The organism is Candidatus Eisenbacteria bacterium, from assembly GCA_018831195.1.
Taxonomy (GTDB): domain Bacteria; phylum Eisenbacteria; class RBG-16-71-46; order CAIMUX01; family JAHJDP01; genus JAHJDP01.
The window spans coordinates 40,101-57,453 of record JAHJDP010000031.1 but is presented as its reverse complement, the minus strand read 5'-3'; the positions used below and the strand labels follow the sequence as shown (position 1 = coordinate 57,453).

Annotated in this window: 15 protein-coding genes; 9 read left to right on the top strand and 6 right to left on the bottom strand. The window is 52.9% G+C overall.

Features of this window, described 5'->3' with window-relative positions; all coding sequences use genetic code 11:
- Nucleotides 1–9: 9 nt before the first annotated feature.
- Nucleotides 10–1,254, bottom strand: a complete 1,245-nt coding sequence (locus KJ970_05875; protein MBU2690438.1) for a DUF1015 family protein — start codon at nucleotides 1,252–1,254, stop codon at nucleotides 10–12.
- A gap of 408 nt (nucleotides 1,255–1,662) precedes the next feature.
- Between KJ970_05875 and KJ970_05870 the strand changes: the two genes are divergently transcribed.
- From KJ970_05870 to KJ970_05830, 9 genes are all read left to right on the top strand, one after another.
- On the top strand, nucleotides 1,663–3,015 hold the full coding sequence (locus tag KJ970_05870; protein ID MBU2690437.1) for a fibronectin type III domain-containing protein: 1,353 nt from the start codon (nucleotides 1,663–1,665) through the stop codon (nucleotides 3,013–3,015).
- 168 nt (nucleotides 3,016–3,183) lie between these two features.
- Entirely contained in the window at nucleotides 3,184–5,163 is a 1,980-nt protein-coding gene (locus KJ970_05865) for a TonB-dependent receptor (GenBank protein MBU2690436.1), read from the top strand.
- Between the two features lie 46 nt (nucleotides 5,164–5,209).
- The gene (locus tag KJ970_05860) at nucleotides 5,210–5,776 is read left to right on the top strand and encodes a YfiR family protein (protein MBU2690435.1); all 567 of its coding nucleotides are present in this window, start codon (nucleotides 5,210–5,212) and stop codon (nucleotides 5,774–5,776) included.
- A 5-nt stretch (nucleotides 5,777–5,781) separates the two neighbouring features.
- Nucleotides 5,782–8,175 (top strand): response regulator, encoded by a 2,394-nt coding sequence (locus KJ970_05855; protein MBU2690434.1) that lies wholly within the window; start codon nucleotides 5,782–5,784, stop codon nucleotides 8,173–8,175.
- 111 nt (nucleotides 8,176–8,286) lie between these two features.
- Complete coding sequence (locus tag KJ970_05850) at nucleotides 8,287–9,573, top strand: hypothetical protein (protein MBU2690433.1); 1,287 nt, start codon at nucleotides 8,287–8,289, stop codon at nucleotides 9,571–9,573.
- A 153-nt stretch (nucleotides 9,574–9,726) separates the two neighbouring features.
- Nucleotides 9,727–10,173: an RNA polymerase sigma factor gene (locus tag KJ970_05845; GenBank protein ID MBU2690432.1), complete on the top strand. Its 447-nt coding sequence runs from the start codon at nucleotides 9,727–9,729 to the stop codon at nucleotides 10,171–10,173.
- The gene (locus KJ970_05840) at nucleotides 10,170–10,598 is read left to right on the top strand and encodes a hypothetical protein (GenBank protein MBU2690431.1); all 429 of its coding nucleotides are present in this window, start codon (nucleotides 10,170–10,172) and stop codon (nucleotides 10,596–10,598) included. The genes KJ970_05845 and KJ970_05840 overlap by 4 nt, the downstream gene beginning before the upstream one ends.
- 32 nt (nucleotides 10,599–10,630) lie before the next feature.
- Complete coding sequence (locus KJ970_05835; GenBank protein ID MBU2690430.1) at nucleotides 10,631–10,948, top strand: hypothetical protein; 318 nt, start codon at nucleotides 10,631–10,633, stop codon at nucleotides 10,946–10,948.
- Between the two features lie 110 nt (nucleotides 10,949–11,058).
- On the top strand, nucleotides 11,059–12,237 hold the full coding sequence (locus KJ970_05830; GenBank protein MBU2690429.1) for a DUF4097 domain-containing protein: 1,179 nt from the start codon (nucleotides 11,059–11,061) through the stop codon (nucleotides 12,235–12,237).
- Nucleotides 12,238–12,250: 13 nt separating this feature from the next.
- On the opposite strand, the gene KJ970_05825 is transcribed toward KJ970_05830, so the two are convergent.
- The 5 genes from KJ970_05825 to KJ970_05805 all read right to left on the bottom strand — a co-directional run bounded on the left by KJ970_05825 (nucleotide 12,251) and on the right by KJ970_05805 (nucleotide 17,263).
- On the bottom strand, nucleotides 12,251–13,183 hold the full coding sequence (locus tag KJ970_05825) for a cation diffusion facilitator family transporter (protein MBU2690428.1): 933 nt from the start codon (nucleotides 13,181–13,183) through the stop codon (nucleotides 12,251–12,253).
- A 101-nt stretch (nucleotides 13,184–13,284) separates the two neighbouring features.
- Nucleotides 13,285–14,010 (bottom strand): monofunctional biosynthetic peptidoglycan transglycosylase, encoded by a 726-nt coding sequence (mtgA, locus tag KJ970_05820; GenBank protein ID MBU2690427.1) that lies wholly within the window; start codon nucleotides 14,008–14,010, stop codon nucleotides 13,285–13,287.
- A 17-nt stretch (nucleotides 14,011–14,027) separates the two neighbouring features.
- Nucleotides 14,028–14,852 (bottom strand): hypothetical protein, encoded by an 825-nt coding sequence (locus KJ970_05815; protein ID MBU2690426.1) that lies wholly within the window; start codon nucleotides 14,850–14,852, stop codon nucleotides 14,028–14,030.
- A 144-nt stretch (nucleotides 14,853–14,996) separates the two neighbouring features.
- Entirely contained in the window at nucleotides 14,997–16,583 is a 1,587-nt protein-coding gene (locus KJ970_05810; GenBank protein MBU2690425.1) for a DUF4097 domain-containing protein, read from the bottom strand.
- Nucleotides 16,580–17,263, bottom strand: coding sequence for a hypothetical protein (locus tag KJ970_05805; protein ID MBU2690424.1), 684 nt, complete (start codon nucleotides 17,261–17,263; stop codon nucleotides 16,580–16,582). Before KJ970_05805 ends, KJ970_05810 begins: the two co-directional genes overlap by 4 nt.
- Nucleotides 17,264–17,353: the final 90 nt, after the last annotated feature.

The following is a 17,353-nucleotide window of genomic DNA, read 5'->3' as shown; positions in this document are numbered from 1 at the left end:
CTGCTCTCCTTAAGAACGATCGTCCAGCGGACGAATGATGAGGCCTGATCGTAGCTTGGGTTCAAACCAAGTTGACTTGGGAGGCATGACTTCTCCCGCATCCGCTATGGCCATCAGCTGGGAAATACTTGTTGGATAAAGAGCGAAGGCGACGGCAGCACCGCCGGCCACTCTCTTCTCCAACTCCTTCAAACCGCGAATCCCTCCCACGAAATCGATTCTAGAATCCGACCGTGGATCTTCAATCCCCAAGATAGGGGCGAGAAGATTGTTTTGTAAAACGGCGACATCCAGGCTGTTCACCGGATCATTCGCCGGATAGGTGCCGTCCCGTGCCGTGAGCCGGTACCATCTATCTTTGAGGTACATGCCGAATTCAAGCGGACGGCTCGGTTTTGGGTCATCCGCCGGAGATATATCAAAAGAGCGGCGGATTTTCTCCAGAAATGTTTGTTCATTAAGGTTTTTAAGATCGAACACGACTCGATTGTAATCGAGAATCATCATCTGATCGTCGGGGAAGATGACGGATAGGAAATAGTTGTAAGGCTCCCGGCCCGTGTGGCCGCGGTTGGCGGCCCGGCGTGTGGCGGCGACATTTGAGGCCGATGCGCTTCGGTGATGTCCATCCGCCACATAGAGGATGCTGATCGCGGCGAAGCTGTCTTTCAGAGCTTGAATCGTGGATCCATCCGCCACAACCCACAAGGTGTGCTGTACGCCATCCGACGAGGTGAAATCGACATCAGGCTTCCGCGCGCGGATCTGTTCGGTGATCTGGTCGACGGTGTCCCGTCTCTTGTAGGTTAGGAAAACAGGGCCGGTATTGGCATTCAAAGCCTCGATATGCCGGGTTCGGTCTTCCTCTTTATCCGGCCGTGTGTGCTCGTGTTTGCGGATGAGATTTTGGTCATACTCATCGACCGAAGCGCCGGCGACGAGACCGGCCTGGACATGTCCGCCCATCCGCTGCTGATAAAGGTAGAAGCAAGGGTGCGGATCGCGGATTAGAACCTCCTCCTGAATCAACCGCTGAAGGTTCTCGACCCCTTTTGCGTAAACCTCTGGGGCATATGGGGATACTTCGGGCCGAAGATCGATTTCCGGTTTGGTGACATGCAGGAAGGAGATCGGATTATCGCCGGCCATCTCCCGTGCCTCTTCGCTATTGAGGACGTCGTAGGGTGGACTTGCCACCTTTTCCGCGAGCTCCGGGCGAGGCCGGAGGGCGCAGAAGGGTCTAATGTCAGCCATGGGCTTCCTCTGGTTCCGCTGCAATGGGATGTTTTGGATGCTTCCTTGCTTGTGATTTTGCCGGCGGGATTCCTACCGGGACTTATCCAGATTTATAATGGGCCCATTCCCTTTTTCCTACCCCAAATCGTATCCAACCAAACTTTTATCTGCTGTCTTGCGGCGATGATCGACAGTGAGGCGAATCCAAAATGTACAATGCAAATTAGATATGGCCATGATGAATATACGTGGAGCTTATGTTACCGATCCAGGGCCCGGGGAATCGTCTTTTTGTCGATTCGGCTGTGGACAATCGCCCGGCCTGGGTATTACCATCGAATCGCTACTGTGCCTCAATGCAAATGTGCGGCCGGGTTTCGATGAATTTTGAGACCTGCCGTTGGCCACAAATAAGGAGGTCTTACCTTGAAGATTTTCTACCTTCTCTTCTGTTCGTTTCTTTTAACCCTTTTTGCCGCCGCCTGCAATGACGACGGCGGAACAACCGATCCAGGTGATGTGACCCCGCCTGCGGAGGTATCGGATCTGGCGGCATCGGATCCGACCGACACATCGATTCAATTGGATTGGACTTCACCCGGCGACGATGGCGTTACGGGAACAGCCACGGCTTATGATATTCGATATTCTACGGCTACAATCACCGCCGGCAACTGGAGCCAGGCGATTCCTGTGACGGGAGAGCCCGGCCCACAGGCGGCCCCATCAGCTCAGGGGATGACCGTTGATGGGCTCGAGCCCGGTACGGAATATTTCTTTGCAATGAAGACAGCCGATGAGGTTCCCAACTGGTCTGGATTGTCCAATGTCGCGGTGGATACAACGACCGGAATGAGAACACTGATTGTTGCCGAGTCTGGTAATGATTCTTATGTCGTTATCATACCGACCACTGGGGTGGATTCGGTCACCGTGACGCCGGATCTTGATTACTTGCCGACAGATTTCACATTTGGCTATGGAAGCCGGCGTGTCTATTTCTTGAGCCGGGTGAGTGCTTCCGGTGCGAGCGCCGTTTGGGGATGCGATACCTTTGATGGAACCAACCTCACAACTCTGACAAATCATAATAATCTTGATGTTAGAGATCTCGATGGATCGCCGATCGAGGAAAAACTTGTTCTCTCGGCCATCGACCTGAACGATGGAACAACCTTTGCCCATATTTATACAATGAATGAGACCGGCACAGGCCTGACGCAAATTTCATTCCTCGATGAAATTCTACAGGAGTCGGATGGTACACATATTAAGTGTACCGACGGCGAACACAATCCGATCTGGTCGCCGGATGGCACCAAGATCGCCTACTATGCGGTGGCGACGAATATTGACGCGGGTTCACCCCCGCATAATGTTTGGGTTACGATGAATGCCGATGGCAGCGGCAAAGAGGTCGTCTATGTTTTTGTTTCGACCGCCCATTATCGTGATGCCGGATGGTCTCACGACGGGGAGTTTCTCTTTATTCATCAATCCGATGCCATCAAGGCGATTCATCTTTCTTCGTTAGCAACGACCGATATTTTGGCGGGTTTGGGGACGCAGCCCTACTGGCCTGAGGATTTGACAGCGTCACCGGCCTCGATGGCCATCGCCTTCGACCGCCGATACGCTGGCGAAAGCCCGCTTTTTATTGCCGTTCTGAATGCGGCGGGTTCTTCGGTCAGCGTGGTGTCATCGACCCAGGTCAGCGCCAACGGCGTTGCTCATGGATATGGAGCTCCCGACTGGGCGCCTTTCTATCCGGAGAACTAGCAAGACGTTACATGAATCCACCCGACCTGGAAGCCCGGGGAGCCTCCACAGAGATTCTCCGGGCTTTCTGCAGATTCCGAAGGATGATTCCTCAATATATCCCTATATATTTCCGATATTTACGATGTAATTTTTCTGGTCCAGAATCTTAGGATTTTAGGTCTTCGGATGATCAAGAAAAAGGAAGGCACCTTGAGTATCAGAAGCTTTGGGGTCATCGGCGGATTTCTTTTGACCATCCTTATCAGCGCCCTGGGAGTCGGGACTGAACCCCTTTGGGCCGGAGAACCTCATTCCGAGTTTGATGATTTCAGTGAGCTTGATCTAGATGCCCTGCTAAATAGCACGGTCATAACCGCCTCAAAATATGCTCAGAAGAGCAGCGAATCGCCGGTCTCGGTCTCTATCATAACCGCCGAGCAAATCGCCGCCTCCGGTGCCCGCAGCATACCCGAACTCCTGCTCAGTACACCAGGGCTTGAAGTCATTACCAATACGGCTTCATGCTTCGATGTCAGCGCTCGCGGTCTCAATACGATTCCATCCAACAACATGTTGGTCATGATCGACGGCCGGTCCGTCTATGCGGATTTCTATGGCATGACACTTTGGGAGTTCCTGCCGGTTTCGTTGGAGGAAATTAGGAGTATCGAGATTATAAAGGGACCCGGATCAGCCCTCTACGGCGCCAACGCTTTTGCTGGAGTGATCAACATCATCACTTACAAGCCAGGCGAGAATGACGCCACCATCTTGAATGTAAAGGCATCGCATGTCGGCGAGGAGTTGAGTTCGTTCGTTCACGGGAACAGTTACGGCCCATTGAGTTGGAAACTAAGCGGTGGTTGGGAAACGACTCAAAATTGGGAAACTGAATATCAAGAAGAAGAGATGTCCCGATTCAACGGCGAAGCAATCTATCGACTCAATGACGAGGCGTCAATATCTCTCTTTACAGGAAACAGCAATGGCTTCATGAACATGAGTACCGGTAGTACAATTATCAATATGGATGGACAATACCAACTCGCCGGTGCGGATTTAAGATGGAAGAATGTAAGCTTGCGGTACTTCTGGACCGAGTGGCATCTGGATGGCAATTTCTTGGATCTTATTTCCATCAACGATATTGGGACTTTGGATAACGGAATCCATGATGTTGAATTTCAGCATTCATTTTCTGTTGAACCCAGCAACTTCGTGCTCTGGGGAGGCAACTTCCGTCGCAAGGAGGTAAAATGGACATTGTTTCAAAATTCAGAAGAGCAGAATCTCCATTCAGCCTTTCTTTATGATGAATGGCGGCCTCGCGGAAATCTCCTCTTTTCCCTTGGAGTCCGCTATGATGACCATCCACTGGTCGGAGAACATATCGCACCACGCGGGGGAATTGTCTACAAACCACATGAAAACCATGCTTTGCGCCTGACATATGGTGAAGCCTATCGGGATCCAACATTCCTTGAGAGTTATGGGCGTGCCGAGATAGAATTGATTCCAACAGTGAATATCCTGGTTCATGGGAATGAGGCGCTCAATTCCGAAGAAATTCGTTCTCTCGAGCTTGGATATCAAGGTCTTCTCACAAAAAATGTCCTTGGATCAGTGGCATTGTATCGCAATCGGATCAGGGAAGTCGTTCAGCTGAGCTCACTGGCATATTTTCCCGCTCCACCCTTTCCAGAGGGAATCCCTTCTGAATTTGGATTCACAAACAAGGGCGGCTGGGATATTGCCGGTGTGGAAACCAGCCTTGACGCCCTTATTACCGAATGGATGAAAACACGATTTGGATATTCCTATATCTGGGCTGAGGATAAGGATACCGGCGACCGGAAGATAAGCACCCCGCGTCATACATTGGTCGGCGAACTTATATTGATGCCTCACGCAATTCACTCCATCAGCTTGATGGGCCGCTACCGATCAGCGACGGAGTGGGATCTGACAAATTTCAACACCATGGAGACGGAAGGGCCGGGGGATGAATATTTTGTTATGGACGCCCGCTGGCGGATCAGGCCCCGGAGTCGAGGTGTTCAGGCCATAGTCGGTGTTGATAATATTTTGGATCGAAGATACAGAGATCATCCCTGGACGATTGAATTTAGACGGAGAATCTATACAAGTCTATGTGTGGAGTTCTAGAAACTTGACTTTTGACACAGCAAAAGGGCGTTGGATTTGTCTGATCTTGGCCGCGCTCTTGATGCTTGCGGGAGGATCCGTCATTGCTTCAGAAGAACAAGAGATTCCGGAAAATCTTCAAGTTCCAATCCTCTTCAAACTTCTAACCTATGATCGAACATTGATGGAGAAATCGTCGGAGTTCCTGCGTGTGGGTGTATTATACCGGCGGGGCGATGGAGCTTCGGAACAAAATATGGAGGCCCTCATGGAGGTGCTCTCCTCAATGGCGGAAAAGACGATCAAGGGCAAAACCTTTGAAGTGGTGCCCATTCCCTGGGACAGGAAGGAATCGATCGACGAGGGTTTGCGCTCGGCCGAGGTTGACATTCTCTATGTCACCCGGGCGCATAAAGGCAGGCTGAGCCAGATCACGGCATTAACAAGAGAATTGAATATTTTAAGTCTGACGGGTGTGGTCGACTATGTTTCCGGCGGTCTCGGCGTCGGAGTGGGTCTCGAGGAGGATCATCCCCGGATCATGGTCAATCTCGATGCGGTGCGCGCTGAAGGCCACGATCTCGAATCTCAGGTTCTTCGAATTTGTAAAAAAATTCAGAGCCATCGGGAATAAGAGTGATGAGTAGACGGCTTCCACAACTTTCAATTCGCGCCCGGGTCATTCTGGCCCTCGTCGCCGTCTCGCTTGTGGGCGCGATATCCATTGCCGTCTTCTTCCCGCCGCGACTGGAGCGGCTTGCCGGCGCCGCGCTGGTATCGAAGGGGGTCGGTATTACAGAGATGCTGGCCTATAACCTCAGCGCCCCTCTCGAGTTTGAGGATAGACGTTCTCTTAATGAGGCGATCGCCAGCCTTGTGCGGGATCCGGAAATTGTTTTTGTCCAAGTTCTCGATGCATTCGGGAACTCGTTAACGCAAACACCGTTGCCGGAACAATCTGTTATCGAAGACTGGTCAAGCACAGAGGGGACACGGGTCCTGTTTGAAGAAGATCGGCTATTGGTGCTGTCCCCGATAAAGACATCGAGTGGGCGCTACGGAACCCTGGTTCTCGGTTTATCGAGGGCGGAAGGAAAGGCCGAGATCCGGCGGAACCAATTCTGGACATTGTTAGTGAGTCTGGCTGTCGCCGTGATCGGTTTGCTCGTTGGTATTCTCATTTCCCGCCGGATCACACGACCTGTTGAAGCATTGGCCAAGGCCGCCGAGGAAATGTCCCGGGGCAACCTCGATGTCTCTGTATCCGTGAGAGGGACGGATGAATTGGGCCGGTTGGCCAACGTATTCAATGCCATGACCCAGAGCTTGCGCTATTCGAGAAAGGAAATCGAGGACTACAGTAAGAACCTCGAAGCGAAGGTAGAAGAGCGAACACAGGCTTTGGTGGAGGCAAAGGATGCCGCTGAAAGAGCAAATAGCGCCAAAAGCCAATTCCTGGCGAATATGTCCCATGAAATCAGAACTCCGATGAACGGCATTATCGGCATGACGGATCTTACTCTGGCGACTCGATTGGATGAGGAGCAGCAAAATTTCTTGGGCATTGTAAAAAGCAGCGCCAATGCTCTTCTTAGTATCATTAATGACATTCTCGATTTCTCAAAAGTCGAAGCAGGCCGGCTTCAGCTTGAAGCGATACCGGTGGATCTATATGCGACGGTTGAAACGATTGTCAGCACCTTCAGTGTTCAAATAGCACAGCAGGATTTAGAATATATATGCTACATGGATCCAAGGGTGCCAAGATATGTGTCGTGCGATCCCGGCCGGCTGCGACAGGTTTTGGTCAATCTGATCGGCAATTCTTTGAAATTCACGGAGACCGGATCCATACAGATAGCCGTTGAGCTGGCGCCGGCCGCGCTCAATGGATCGGTATCTCCCGAAATGGTTCCTTTGACATTCAGCGTCATTGATACGGGGATCGGTATCGACAACGATGCACAGGATCGTGTGTTCGCGGCATTTGCACAGGCCGATTCATCGACAACGCGCCGTTATGGAGGCACAGGACTCGGACTTGCCATTTCGAGCCGGTTGGTTGAGTTGATGGGCGGGCAGCTGAAAGTTGACAGCGCGCCGGGGAAAGGGAGTCGTTTCTACTTTACGATTCATCTCCCAATTGAGGAATCGATCTTTGAGGATCGGGCGCTGGATCTTTCTTGGACCAAGGGAGAGGGGCGGAGGATCCTTCTGGCGAGCCACAGGCCGGTGACATGCATGGCGTTGTCCCGGCAGTTGGGTCATCTTGGTTTTGCCGTTGATCAAGCGGAAACAGCGGGGGAATTCATGGAATTTTTATCCGCCGCCAAGAAACGTCCCGGTTATTACTATTGCATTATTTATAATGGCGATCTTGATCAATCGGGCACATCGCCAATCAATGATCTATTGACTGAAATTCATGAACAAAAGCAATCCAGACTGTGTGTCATGATCCCTCTCGGGGAAACACCAAGTGGAATTAACATTGATGCTGAGGGTGGATATGAAACCTTGGTGCTACCTGTGAAACCGATTCCCCTTATGGCTCTTTTGGCCGGCAAGGATGCGATATCTTCAATCGATGAGATATCGGCATTATCGGCTGATGTCGATCAGGACATGCCCGTGATCGGCCTTCTTGCCGGAACGCGTGTCCTTCTTGTCGAGGACAACAAGGTGAATCAGATATTTGCACGGGCCCTCTTGCGCAAATTGGGTTGCGAGGTCATGATCGCGTCTAATGGTCGCGAGGGATTGGCCATTTTCCGAAGACATGCTTTCGATATCATCCTAGCTGATATTCAAATGCCGGAAATGGATGGGTTTGAGATGACGGCCGAGATTCGGGCCCTCGAATCGATCACAGATCTGAGAATCCCAATCATTGCACTGACGGCACACGCATTCAAGGAGGATCGGGATCGCTGCATCGCCGCCGACATGGATGACTATCTTCCAAAACCGATAAACATTCATGATCTTAGAACAGTGATTGAACGTTTCGTCTGCAAACGAAAAGCGGCCTGATTCCGGTTCTTCACCTACCGACCTGCCGGTTGCCGACCCTCCTATTTTCTTGAGTCTGTTGGAATTTCTTGGTTATATCTATCCGGTGAGTCCATTCTGCGGAGGGACATTATGAAGAAATTTATCGAAACTCACAGCCCAATATTTTGGGTGGTTGTGTCTCTGTTGTCTCTGGTTTTTTCCGCGAGTGTCGTGTTCTCGCAGGAGGAACAGCAGGGAGAATCAGCGGCGGTAATCTTTGAGAGAATATTGGCGGACCAGGGGCTCGAAGCTGCAGTCACAAAATTCCATGAAATGACGGCCGATTCCTCGGATCTCTATGCTATTGACGGCCGCGAGTTGATTTATTGCGCCCGGGGGATGGCGCAAAATTGGCAATATGAGGAAAGCATCGCCCTAACAAAACTGCTTGAGGAACTTTACCCTGAATCTCCCTGGCCTCTAATGGATTTGGGCTGTCTCTATGTAGTGACCGGCGATAAGGAGGCGGCAGAGAGTTATCTTCGCCGAGCGGCCGAATTGAATGGCGAGTTTCCACTTCCGGCATGGATCCTTGAGAACATCGATGAGCAGATAGAAAAGTCCCGGGTCCAGATTGCTGAACAAGGAAGGTATGCCCCGGGAGAAAAGACCGGGCGCCAGGGTCCGTATCTGGGGGAAGATCCGCCGGATTTAGAACCCAAGATCTTCGCCAACGGCCTGATTTGTTCTACTTCCAATGAATATTCAATAACATTTACACCTGATGGCAGGGAGATCTATTTCTCTCGCGCCAACCAGGGCACCATGATGTGCCGGTGGGAAGCGGATGGATGGACCGCGCCCGCTAAGATCGAGCTTTTTGGCGACACCCTTGAATGCGAAGAAGCGAATGTCGCGCCGGATGGGAAGTCGATTCTCTTTAATGCAAGACCTACAATTCGGCAGCCGCGCCAAATATGCAGGGCCAAGCGTGTCGACAATGGATGGCGGGATCCTGAAAAACTATTCATGGGGATGTATGCCACCGCCGCCCTTGATGGATCCATCTATTATACAATGCCCGGCGGACCACAGGATGGCGGTATCGGCAAAGTCGAGTTTGAAGGCGGAGTGTATTTAGAGCCTGAAAGAGTCGGTGGCGGCGTGGGTGCTGAACCCAGTGCGCATCCCTATATCGCACCTGACGAGAGCTATATGGTATTTGATAGATACATTCCCGGAAAAAACGGTCTATACATTTGTTTCAGGAACGCCGACGGTTCTTGGGGCGATGCCCTCTATCTTCATGATCACTATGATATCCCCCCACTGGTCGGCCAGGCGACCGTGACACCCGATGGGAAATACCTGTTCTATTCGCTGCATGATGATCTGTATTGGGTCAGTACTGAAATCATTGAGACTCTAAGACCCTGAGAATCTGGGATCCCGGATATCCGCCACCTCGGCCGGAGACTTTGGTAAAAAATCAGCGGTGGATGCTAACCTATCCGCCGTTCCGGTGTCTGTATCTATATAGGAATTACCGGCAGGCGCCGGCAGGCTAAGTAGTGAACGCAGGAGAGAGCCTTGCCACTCGACGATCACGATCTTGTTTTTGAAACATTGAAGGGTTCGCATGCCGCATTCGCCATTCTGATGCAGCGTTACGAGAGGCTTGTCTATCGCTTCGTCTACACCTATGCCCGAAATCCGGAAGACGCGCTGGATCTGACGCAGGATGCCTTCATCCGAACCTATGAAAAACTGGGAAGTTACAGAGGCGAGGGTGAATTCCGCTCCTGGTTGCTGCGTGTGACGCACAGTGTCAGCGCCAACTGGTTGCGGAGCCGGCGGCGGCAGCGGGATCGTCAAGTTCATCGGGTTGCCGTGACATTGAGGTATTTTGAAAGACTCCCCAGCCGGGAGATCGCCGCTGTTCTGGAATGCAGCGAAGGGACCGCCAAGAACCTGCTCTTTCGCGGCGTGGACAAAATGCGCCGCAGTCTGGCTTCCCAGAGGGAGATTGTGAGATGAAGGATTGCGGACTCTTCCAAAGGATGATTGAGGATCTTGTTGCCGGCGTGATTGAGGTGAGCGACCGGGAGAAACTCAATGAACACTGCCGCCAATGCGGTGAATGCCGGGAGCGGGTCAAGTGGCATGAGGATCTGGATGGGGCCGGAGAGGCTATGGTTCCGGAACCGACGGCATCTGTATGTGATGCGGTCCGGGGACGCGTATTGGAAGAAATTTTGAATCGGCGGCCGCCGGCCGGTTCCTTCGGCGGCCGGGGATACTGGAGGGATTTGCGGGATCTTCTGCGAATTCATCCGCTTGCAATTCCTGCCGGAGTGATGGTTCTGCTTGTGGCTGCAATATTCATGGGGCGATGGAGCATGGGCTTGGGGGGACGCGCCGGCGACCCCTTCCTTCGAGGTCTTGAACAATTAGCAGCCTAGATTCACACACCTTGGGAGGGCGGCTGAAAGCGATGGCGGTGGTCCCGCAATTACGGGATCCGCGGCTTGAAGAAGCTCTAGTTTATACATTGCACAATGATCCGAATCAGGTGGTTCGTTTAAAAGCGATGACGGCTCTGGAGCAACAAACATTTGACTCCACCGTTAAGGATGCGCTGCTTATAACGTTGAAGAATGATCCGGCGGTTCAATTGCGATTGAAGGCGCTGGAGGCATTGTCCAGCCAGGCGGTCGAGGCGGATGCAATTTGGCAGGCGATCCGATCTTCCGATCAGGAAGGAAATCCGGCTGTCGTGCAGTATGCTGCTGAGCACGTCAAGGGTTTGTAATCCGGCTGTGCGGTGTTGAATTGTATATGTAATATTCAACCAATCAGTATTAGTGGTTTATGGTGAATCTGAGGCGGGTTCGCGGCCCGCCCATATAAGGAGGGATTGATATGCTTACCGCTCGCGAAAATCTTTGGGTTACTCTGGTTTCAATAAGCCTTTTGTTTATAACGGGTATGGCCTCCGGGCAGGACGAGAAGGTGGAAGAGCTGGTCTTTAAACCGGGTCAGTTGCTCAGGCTCGATATAAATGAGGGCGGATCCGTACTCGCTGAGGGCTGGGACAAATCAGTGATCCGCATTGCCTGGTACGACAATAGCGGCGATGTGGAGGATCATAACATTTCGATTGAAGAAGATCAAGATGGCTGCGAGGTAGTTGCCGAGTGGGTGAAGGGCAGGCATCGTCAAACGAGTTCGTTACATTTCAGAGTTAAAGTCCCAAGGATGTGTGATATCGAATTCCGATCGAATGGCGGCGGATTGGAGTTGATCAATCTTGAAGGACGCTTTTCCGGGAGAACTGCGGGTGGGAGCATTTCAATAAAGAGATGTAAAGGCGAGGCGCATTTGACCAGCGGCGGCGGCGAAATCGAAGTCATCGATTGCGAAATGGACGGAAAAATCACGACGGGCGGCGGCCCGGTGCTTGTCGAAAATGTTATTGGAGATCTGAAGGCCACATCCGGCGGTGGGAATGTCCAATATCGCAATGTGCGCGATCGTACCGGGCATTCACGAGGGCCCGGTGGGGGTTCGGCAGACGATTATGATCCGGAAACCATTTTGATTTTGACCGCAGGAGGAGAAATTAATGTCGATGAGGCGCCGGAAGGGGCCGATGTCACGACCGGTGGCGGTGATATTCATATAGAGAATGCGGCGAAATTCGTTCATGCCAAAACGGGCGGCGGTGATATTGAAATCGAGTTGGAAGGCGGTTCAGTGACGGCCGGTACGGGGGCAGGGGACATCGACGTCACGATTACCGGAGAGGGTGACGGAAAAGGGAAAGGTGTCAGACTGGCTTCCGGGTATGGCGATATTAGATTGGTCGTTCCAAAAGGCTTTTCCATGGACCTCGATCTCAGAATTGCCTTTACACGCAACAGCAGTCAGGATTTTCAATTCGTCACAGAACTTGATATTGAAACGGAAGGCAGTCGGGATTGGGATACATCGGAGGGCAGCCCGAAGAAGTATTTATATGGAACCGGAGACATTCGCGGGGGGAAAATTCCCGTGGAGATTCGCACAACAAACGGAAATATTTATATTACAGAGAAATAATAAAGTGTATTTATCATGAAGACCGGGGAGCGCAGGGCGCTGCGCAATCGTTCCGCTCCCACTGTATTGTGGGATGGCTGATACCGAAATCATTTTTGAGAGCGATGCAAATGTGAGTGAGCACCGCGTCATCATCTGTGGGATCGGGCTTTACCAAATGTACGGTAAGGGCTGTTTGCGTAGTGCTTGTCGCCCAAATGTGAAGGTCATGCACGGCTGTGACGCCAGGGAGATCCGTCAGATAAGCGCGAACGGCGACAGGATCGATTCCCTTTGGGACGGCATCCATCGCCATGAGAACCGATTCCTTTAACAATCCCCATGTTCCGGCAAAAATGACCACCACAATAATGAAACTGATGAGAGGATCGATCCAGAGCAGATGTGTCAGTGTGATGGCCAGCCCGGCGAGGACGACGCCGGCCGAAACCAATGTGTCGGCCGCCATATGGAGGAAAGCTCCGCGGATATTGAGATCATGCCGCCGGCCCGACCAGAAGAGCCAGGCGGTCAGTCCATTGATGACAATGCCGGCCGCCGCCACAATCATTATGGTGCCGCCCGCTACGGGTGGGGGATTGTTCAACCGGCGCATCGATTCCCAGGCGATGCCGCCGATGGCGAACAGCAGGATAATCGCGTTGAGCAGGGCGGCGAAGATCGTCGAACGGCGAAAACCATAGGTATGATAAGGTGTTGGCGCCCGGGTTGCGAGCCGGGTGGCGCCCCATGCAAGGATAAGGCCCAAGACATCGCTGAGATTGTGCCCCGCGTCGGCCAGCAGGGCCAGCGACCCGGAAATAATTCCAGACAAGGCCTCAATGAATACGAAACCGGCATTGAGACAGATCCCAATGATAAAGGTGCGGTGATAGTCACCGGCCTGGGACGGTGCCGGTCGGTGTCCATGGCTGTGACCATGCTTATGTTTATGTAATGGAGTCATGACCGGCTAATGATGGAGCAGCCGCGGCCGGATGTCCAGGGGAGGTTTGGGAACTCCGGCCGATCAACGCCGGTTGAGGTTGTCGTTGAGGGATCCGCCGGTCAAATCCCGCTGAGGTAATAGGCCCCACCGAGTTGCCGCATCTGCTTTTGAATCCATTCCGCGCGCCGGTTGACGTAGGCCGAGGGTCTATCAGCGCGAAGACGGATGGGATTCGGCAGGACGGCGGCGAGCAGGGCGGATTCATGCGCTGTGAGATTTCCGGGTGATTTGTTGAAGTAAAGCCGGGCGGCCGCCCCGACACCGAAGACGCCGCGGCCCATTTCCGCCGTATTGAGATAAACCTCAAGGATGCGTTTCTTTGGCCAGAAGAATTCGATCAGGATAGTGAAGGTGGCTTCAAAACCCTTGCGAACAAAGTTGCGCCCTGGCCATAGAAAGAGATTTTTGGCGACCTGCTGCGAAATCGTGCTCGCCCCGCGCAGGCGCCCGCCCTTCTGATGATCTTCCCAGGCCTCTTCGATCGCCTCGACATCGAAGCCGGAATGCCATGGAAACTTTTGGTCTTCCGCCGCCACAACGGCGATACCTGCATGTGGGGAGATCTGATGCCACGGGGTCCATTCATAACGAAATATATAATCCTGCTCTCCGGCGAATCTGGCATGGAGACGATCCTGGATCATGAAAGAGGTCATGGGTATGGGTATCCATCGATGAATGCCGAGATAGAGACTCGGCATGACGACAAGCAAGACCGCCAAACCCATGGCGATCCGATAAGCCCACCAGAGAGGTTTCTGTCTCCAGAATGAACCGGATTTCATGGTGCGTCCTTTGCGCTTCACTCTGCTCTCGTTGGGTTTTCCCTGGGGTAGGGCAGTTTATGGATCCACCGGTCATAGAGCGCCGGTGCCGGATGGTGGGCGGCGGGATCGGCCAGCATGGCCGAAATGAGGAATTCCGAGTGGGCGCAATGGTGGTAAGCCCGGGCGACCATCGGATTGGCGGTCCAGACCCCTTGCTGGACCGTATCGCCGTCGGGGGCGATGGTGGCCAGCAGCCATTGCGAAGCATCGGTTGCCATTGTCAGCCACTGTCCCGGCCGGCGCTCGAGGAGAGAACGGGCGTCTTTATGCAGGGCGACCTGGGCCCCCGGCATCTGAGTCGGTTCATAAACAAGGAGGGCGACCTTAATGCCGCATGAGATCGCCCGGCGAATCGGTTCGCATAGGCGGGTGTAAACTTTTGGAAATGGGGCGATGAAGGCATCTCGTTTGGATCTCTCCAGCATCCACTCGGCCCGTTCGAAAACCTGGTCAGTTGTTGTGAGGTGATAGATTCTGTCATCGGTTTCGACGGGTTCATGGGGACGGATATTCTTTTCAGCCCAGATTTTTCTTTCCTGGAACCGGCGCTCCATCCGGTCGAGGAGGTCCTTTACGGGAATCGCCCGCCATTGCCGGCGATGGGCGTCCTCAGCGAGCAGCATTCCCATTGAAGCCAGTGTCTCGATGGACTTATAGGTGTTGGAGTTCGGCCGGTTGAGCCCTTTGGCCACCCGATACCCGGTCGCGGGGGCATTCTGGACGAGATAAAGATAGATTTCGGCCTCGAGTCGACTAAGCCCAAGATCTTCAAAGACTTGGACGCTGCGTTCGAAGTCCATTTTCCCTCCGGAGAACTTCAAAATTTAGTACTAACCTATGATAGTATGAAAATATTCACGACGGCAAGCTTCATTGTGGCGGTCTTCAATGCGGCCAGCGGTTGCAACCCAAGCTGCTGATCCGGTCTTTGACGGAAGGCCGGATCAATGAGCCTTCTTTATATAGATGTCGCCTGAGGTCTCAAGGGTGATCTCACACCCTCCCGAACCCAGCTCCATCTCCGCTCTCCACTCCCCATTCTTCTGGTAGGTCATGGGGAAGTCGGATTCGATCTCGCCGTCGCTGGTCGCAGCCCGGATGCGGGCCGAAGGATCCGCGGGGAGGTAGAGGGTGATTCGTTCATATGATGTGGCGACATCGATCAGGCCATCGCTGGGGAAGGCGCGGATCTCAGAAATCTCAACCGGGCTGCTGCTCCCGGTGATCTGCACCGAGGATTTCGTGCCCTTCACGATGACGTATTCATAGCTGTTCTGGATCTTGAGGGGTCCGTCGACCCTATCGACGATGACGGGGCTGGAATCTCCGTCGATCGAGAGGGCGCCGCCGATATTGCGGGCTTCGATAGATTCGTAGCTCGATCGGACGTTCACCTCTCCCGTGATTTCACCCAATATCACTTGCGCTGATTCGGTTCGGACAGTGCAATATCCGCCGACCTTCAAAACGTGAACGCGCTCATAGCTGGACTTAATATCGACGGATCCCAAAACCCCCTCGACCGAGATCTCGGAATTCGAGGCGTCGATCCCGGCGCTTCCTTTGACATCGCTCAGCTCGACCGGTTCATAGGAGGTTTTGATGTGGGCGTCGCCGCCGATGTCCAGAACGTTGATCGCGCCGCTCTCGCAAGTGATCGTCGCCCCGCCGGTTACGTGCGCGACCCGCACCGGCTCATAGGAACTCTCAATTTGCACATCACCACCGATATCGATCGCTGTCACCCGGCCGCTCTCATTGCGAAGGATGACGGCTCCTGAGACCTGCCGAACGGAGATGTCTTCATAGGAGGATTGAACATCGACGGTGCCGCCGGCGCCCTCGATATCGACTTCGCCGCTGCTATTAATGACGGCGATATCGCCGGAGCAGTGTAAGACGCTGACTTTGCCATAGCTGTTTCGTATCTTGGCGCCGCCCCCAATGTCTTGAAGCGTGACCTCGCCGCTTTCATTAACAATCTCAATCTCTCCGCTGATACCGGTCACCGAGACGTTGCCGTAGCTGGTTTCGATTTGCGCCGGCATGTCACGAGGAATTTTTATTTCCAAATCGACTTCCGCCGACGGAAAATAGTTCCACCCGCCGCCTTTGAGTTCTTCAATACAACCCCTGACGATTCTGGGTAGATTTTTCAATGTTATCCCAATCGATTCGGGAGTTTTAACAATAACCTGATAGCTGTCCTTACGCGGTTCCAGAGTGACTTTCGTTTCTTGTGCAAAGCGGTCCATATTTCTTTTGTCGACATTGACCATCTCGAGTGTCGCTTTCAATGAGATAATGTTCTGATCGCTCGGTTCGATCGTAATGGATCCACCGGGACTGGATATAATAAGTGTATGCGTCGGCACAACCTCATCGCTGATCATCTCGGTACTCCATGTAAAATTCTCGGTTTTGCCGGCTGATGCCGGGGATGCGACGAGAAATGGCGACGCGATTAAAAAGGCGGATGCTATAATAGACTGTGCGAGAAATCCCATCGTCGGTCGTGTTCGAGTTGTCATATCTCAAGCTCCTTTCTCATCCTTGGAGATTTCTTTGATTGTTCGGATAGTCTAATAAGGTTGGCTATTGTTTCCTGTTTATCCTGATAGGCGGTGAGCAGATAGCGCCGAATATGAGCGTTGCCGCGATCGCTTTCCAGCGCGGCGCGGCAGCGTCTAATTTGCGTATCGATCGTCTCGAGGCGTGAACGATAGTGCAGCCGCAACTCGGTATCAATGTCGGCGATCAGCGGTTGGGCAAGCAACTCCAGTTCCTCGATCGCTTGTACATATTCGTTTTCAAGCGCTTCAGCCCGATCGAGCGCCTGTTCTGTTAACAGATTTCTCCTGATGGTTGGAGAGGAGCGCGGGTATAAGATGAAAGCCAGGCCGATCGCAAGAACGGATACAGCGGCGATTTTCAACACCGGATGGTGTTGTGGACGGATCCATTTCTTGAGATGAGCCGACAGATCACGCCAAAGCAATCGGTCGCGGATCTGTTCCCTTTCGAGATCGACGGCGATTTTCCACCAGAGGCCGGGAGTGGGATCCGGAATCGGGAGGCCGGCCGCCTCGGATTCGATACGGCGATCGATGCGGAGGGCGTCTCCGCAGATCCGACACGTCTCTGCGTGTCGGGCGAATTCGTCCGGTGTGATTTCACCAATCTCGCGCTGTCGATACTTGTCGCAATTCATCGGGTGGACACCTCTATGAAACACTTCTATGAATCATCTTTGTCGGACTCTTCTTTCAGATACTTCCATCATAGACTTCAGCCGACCCCT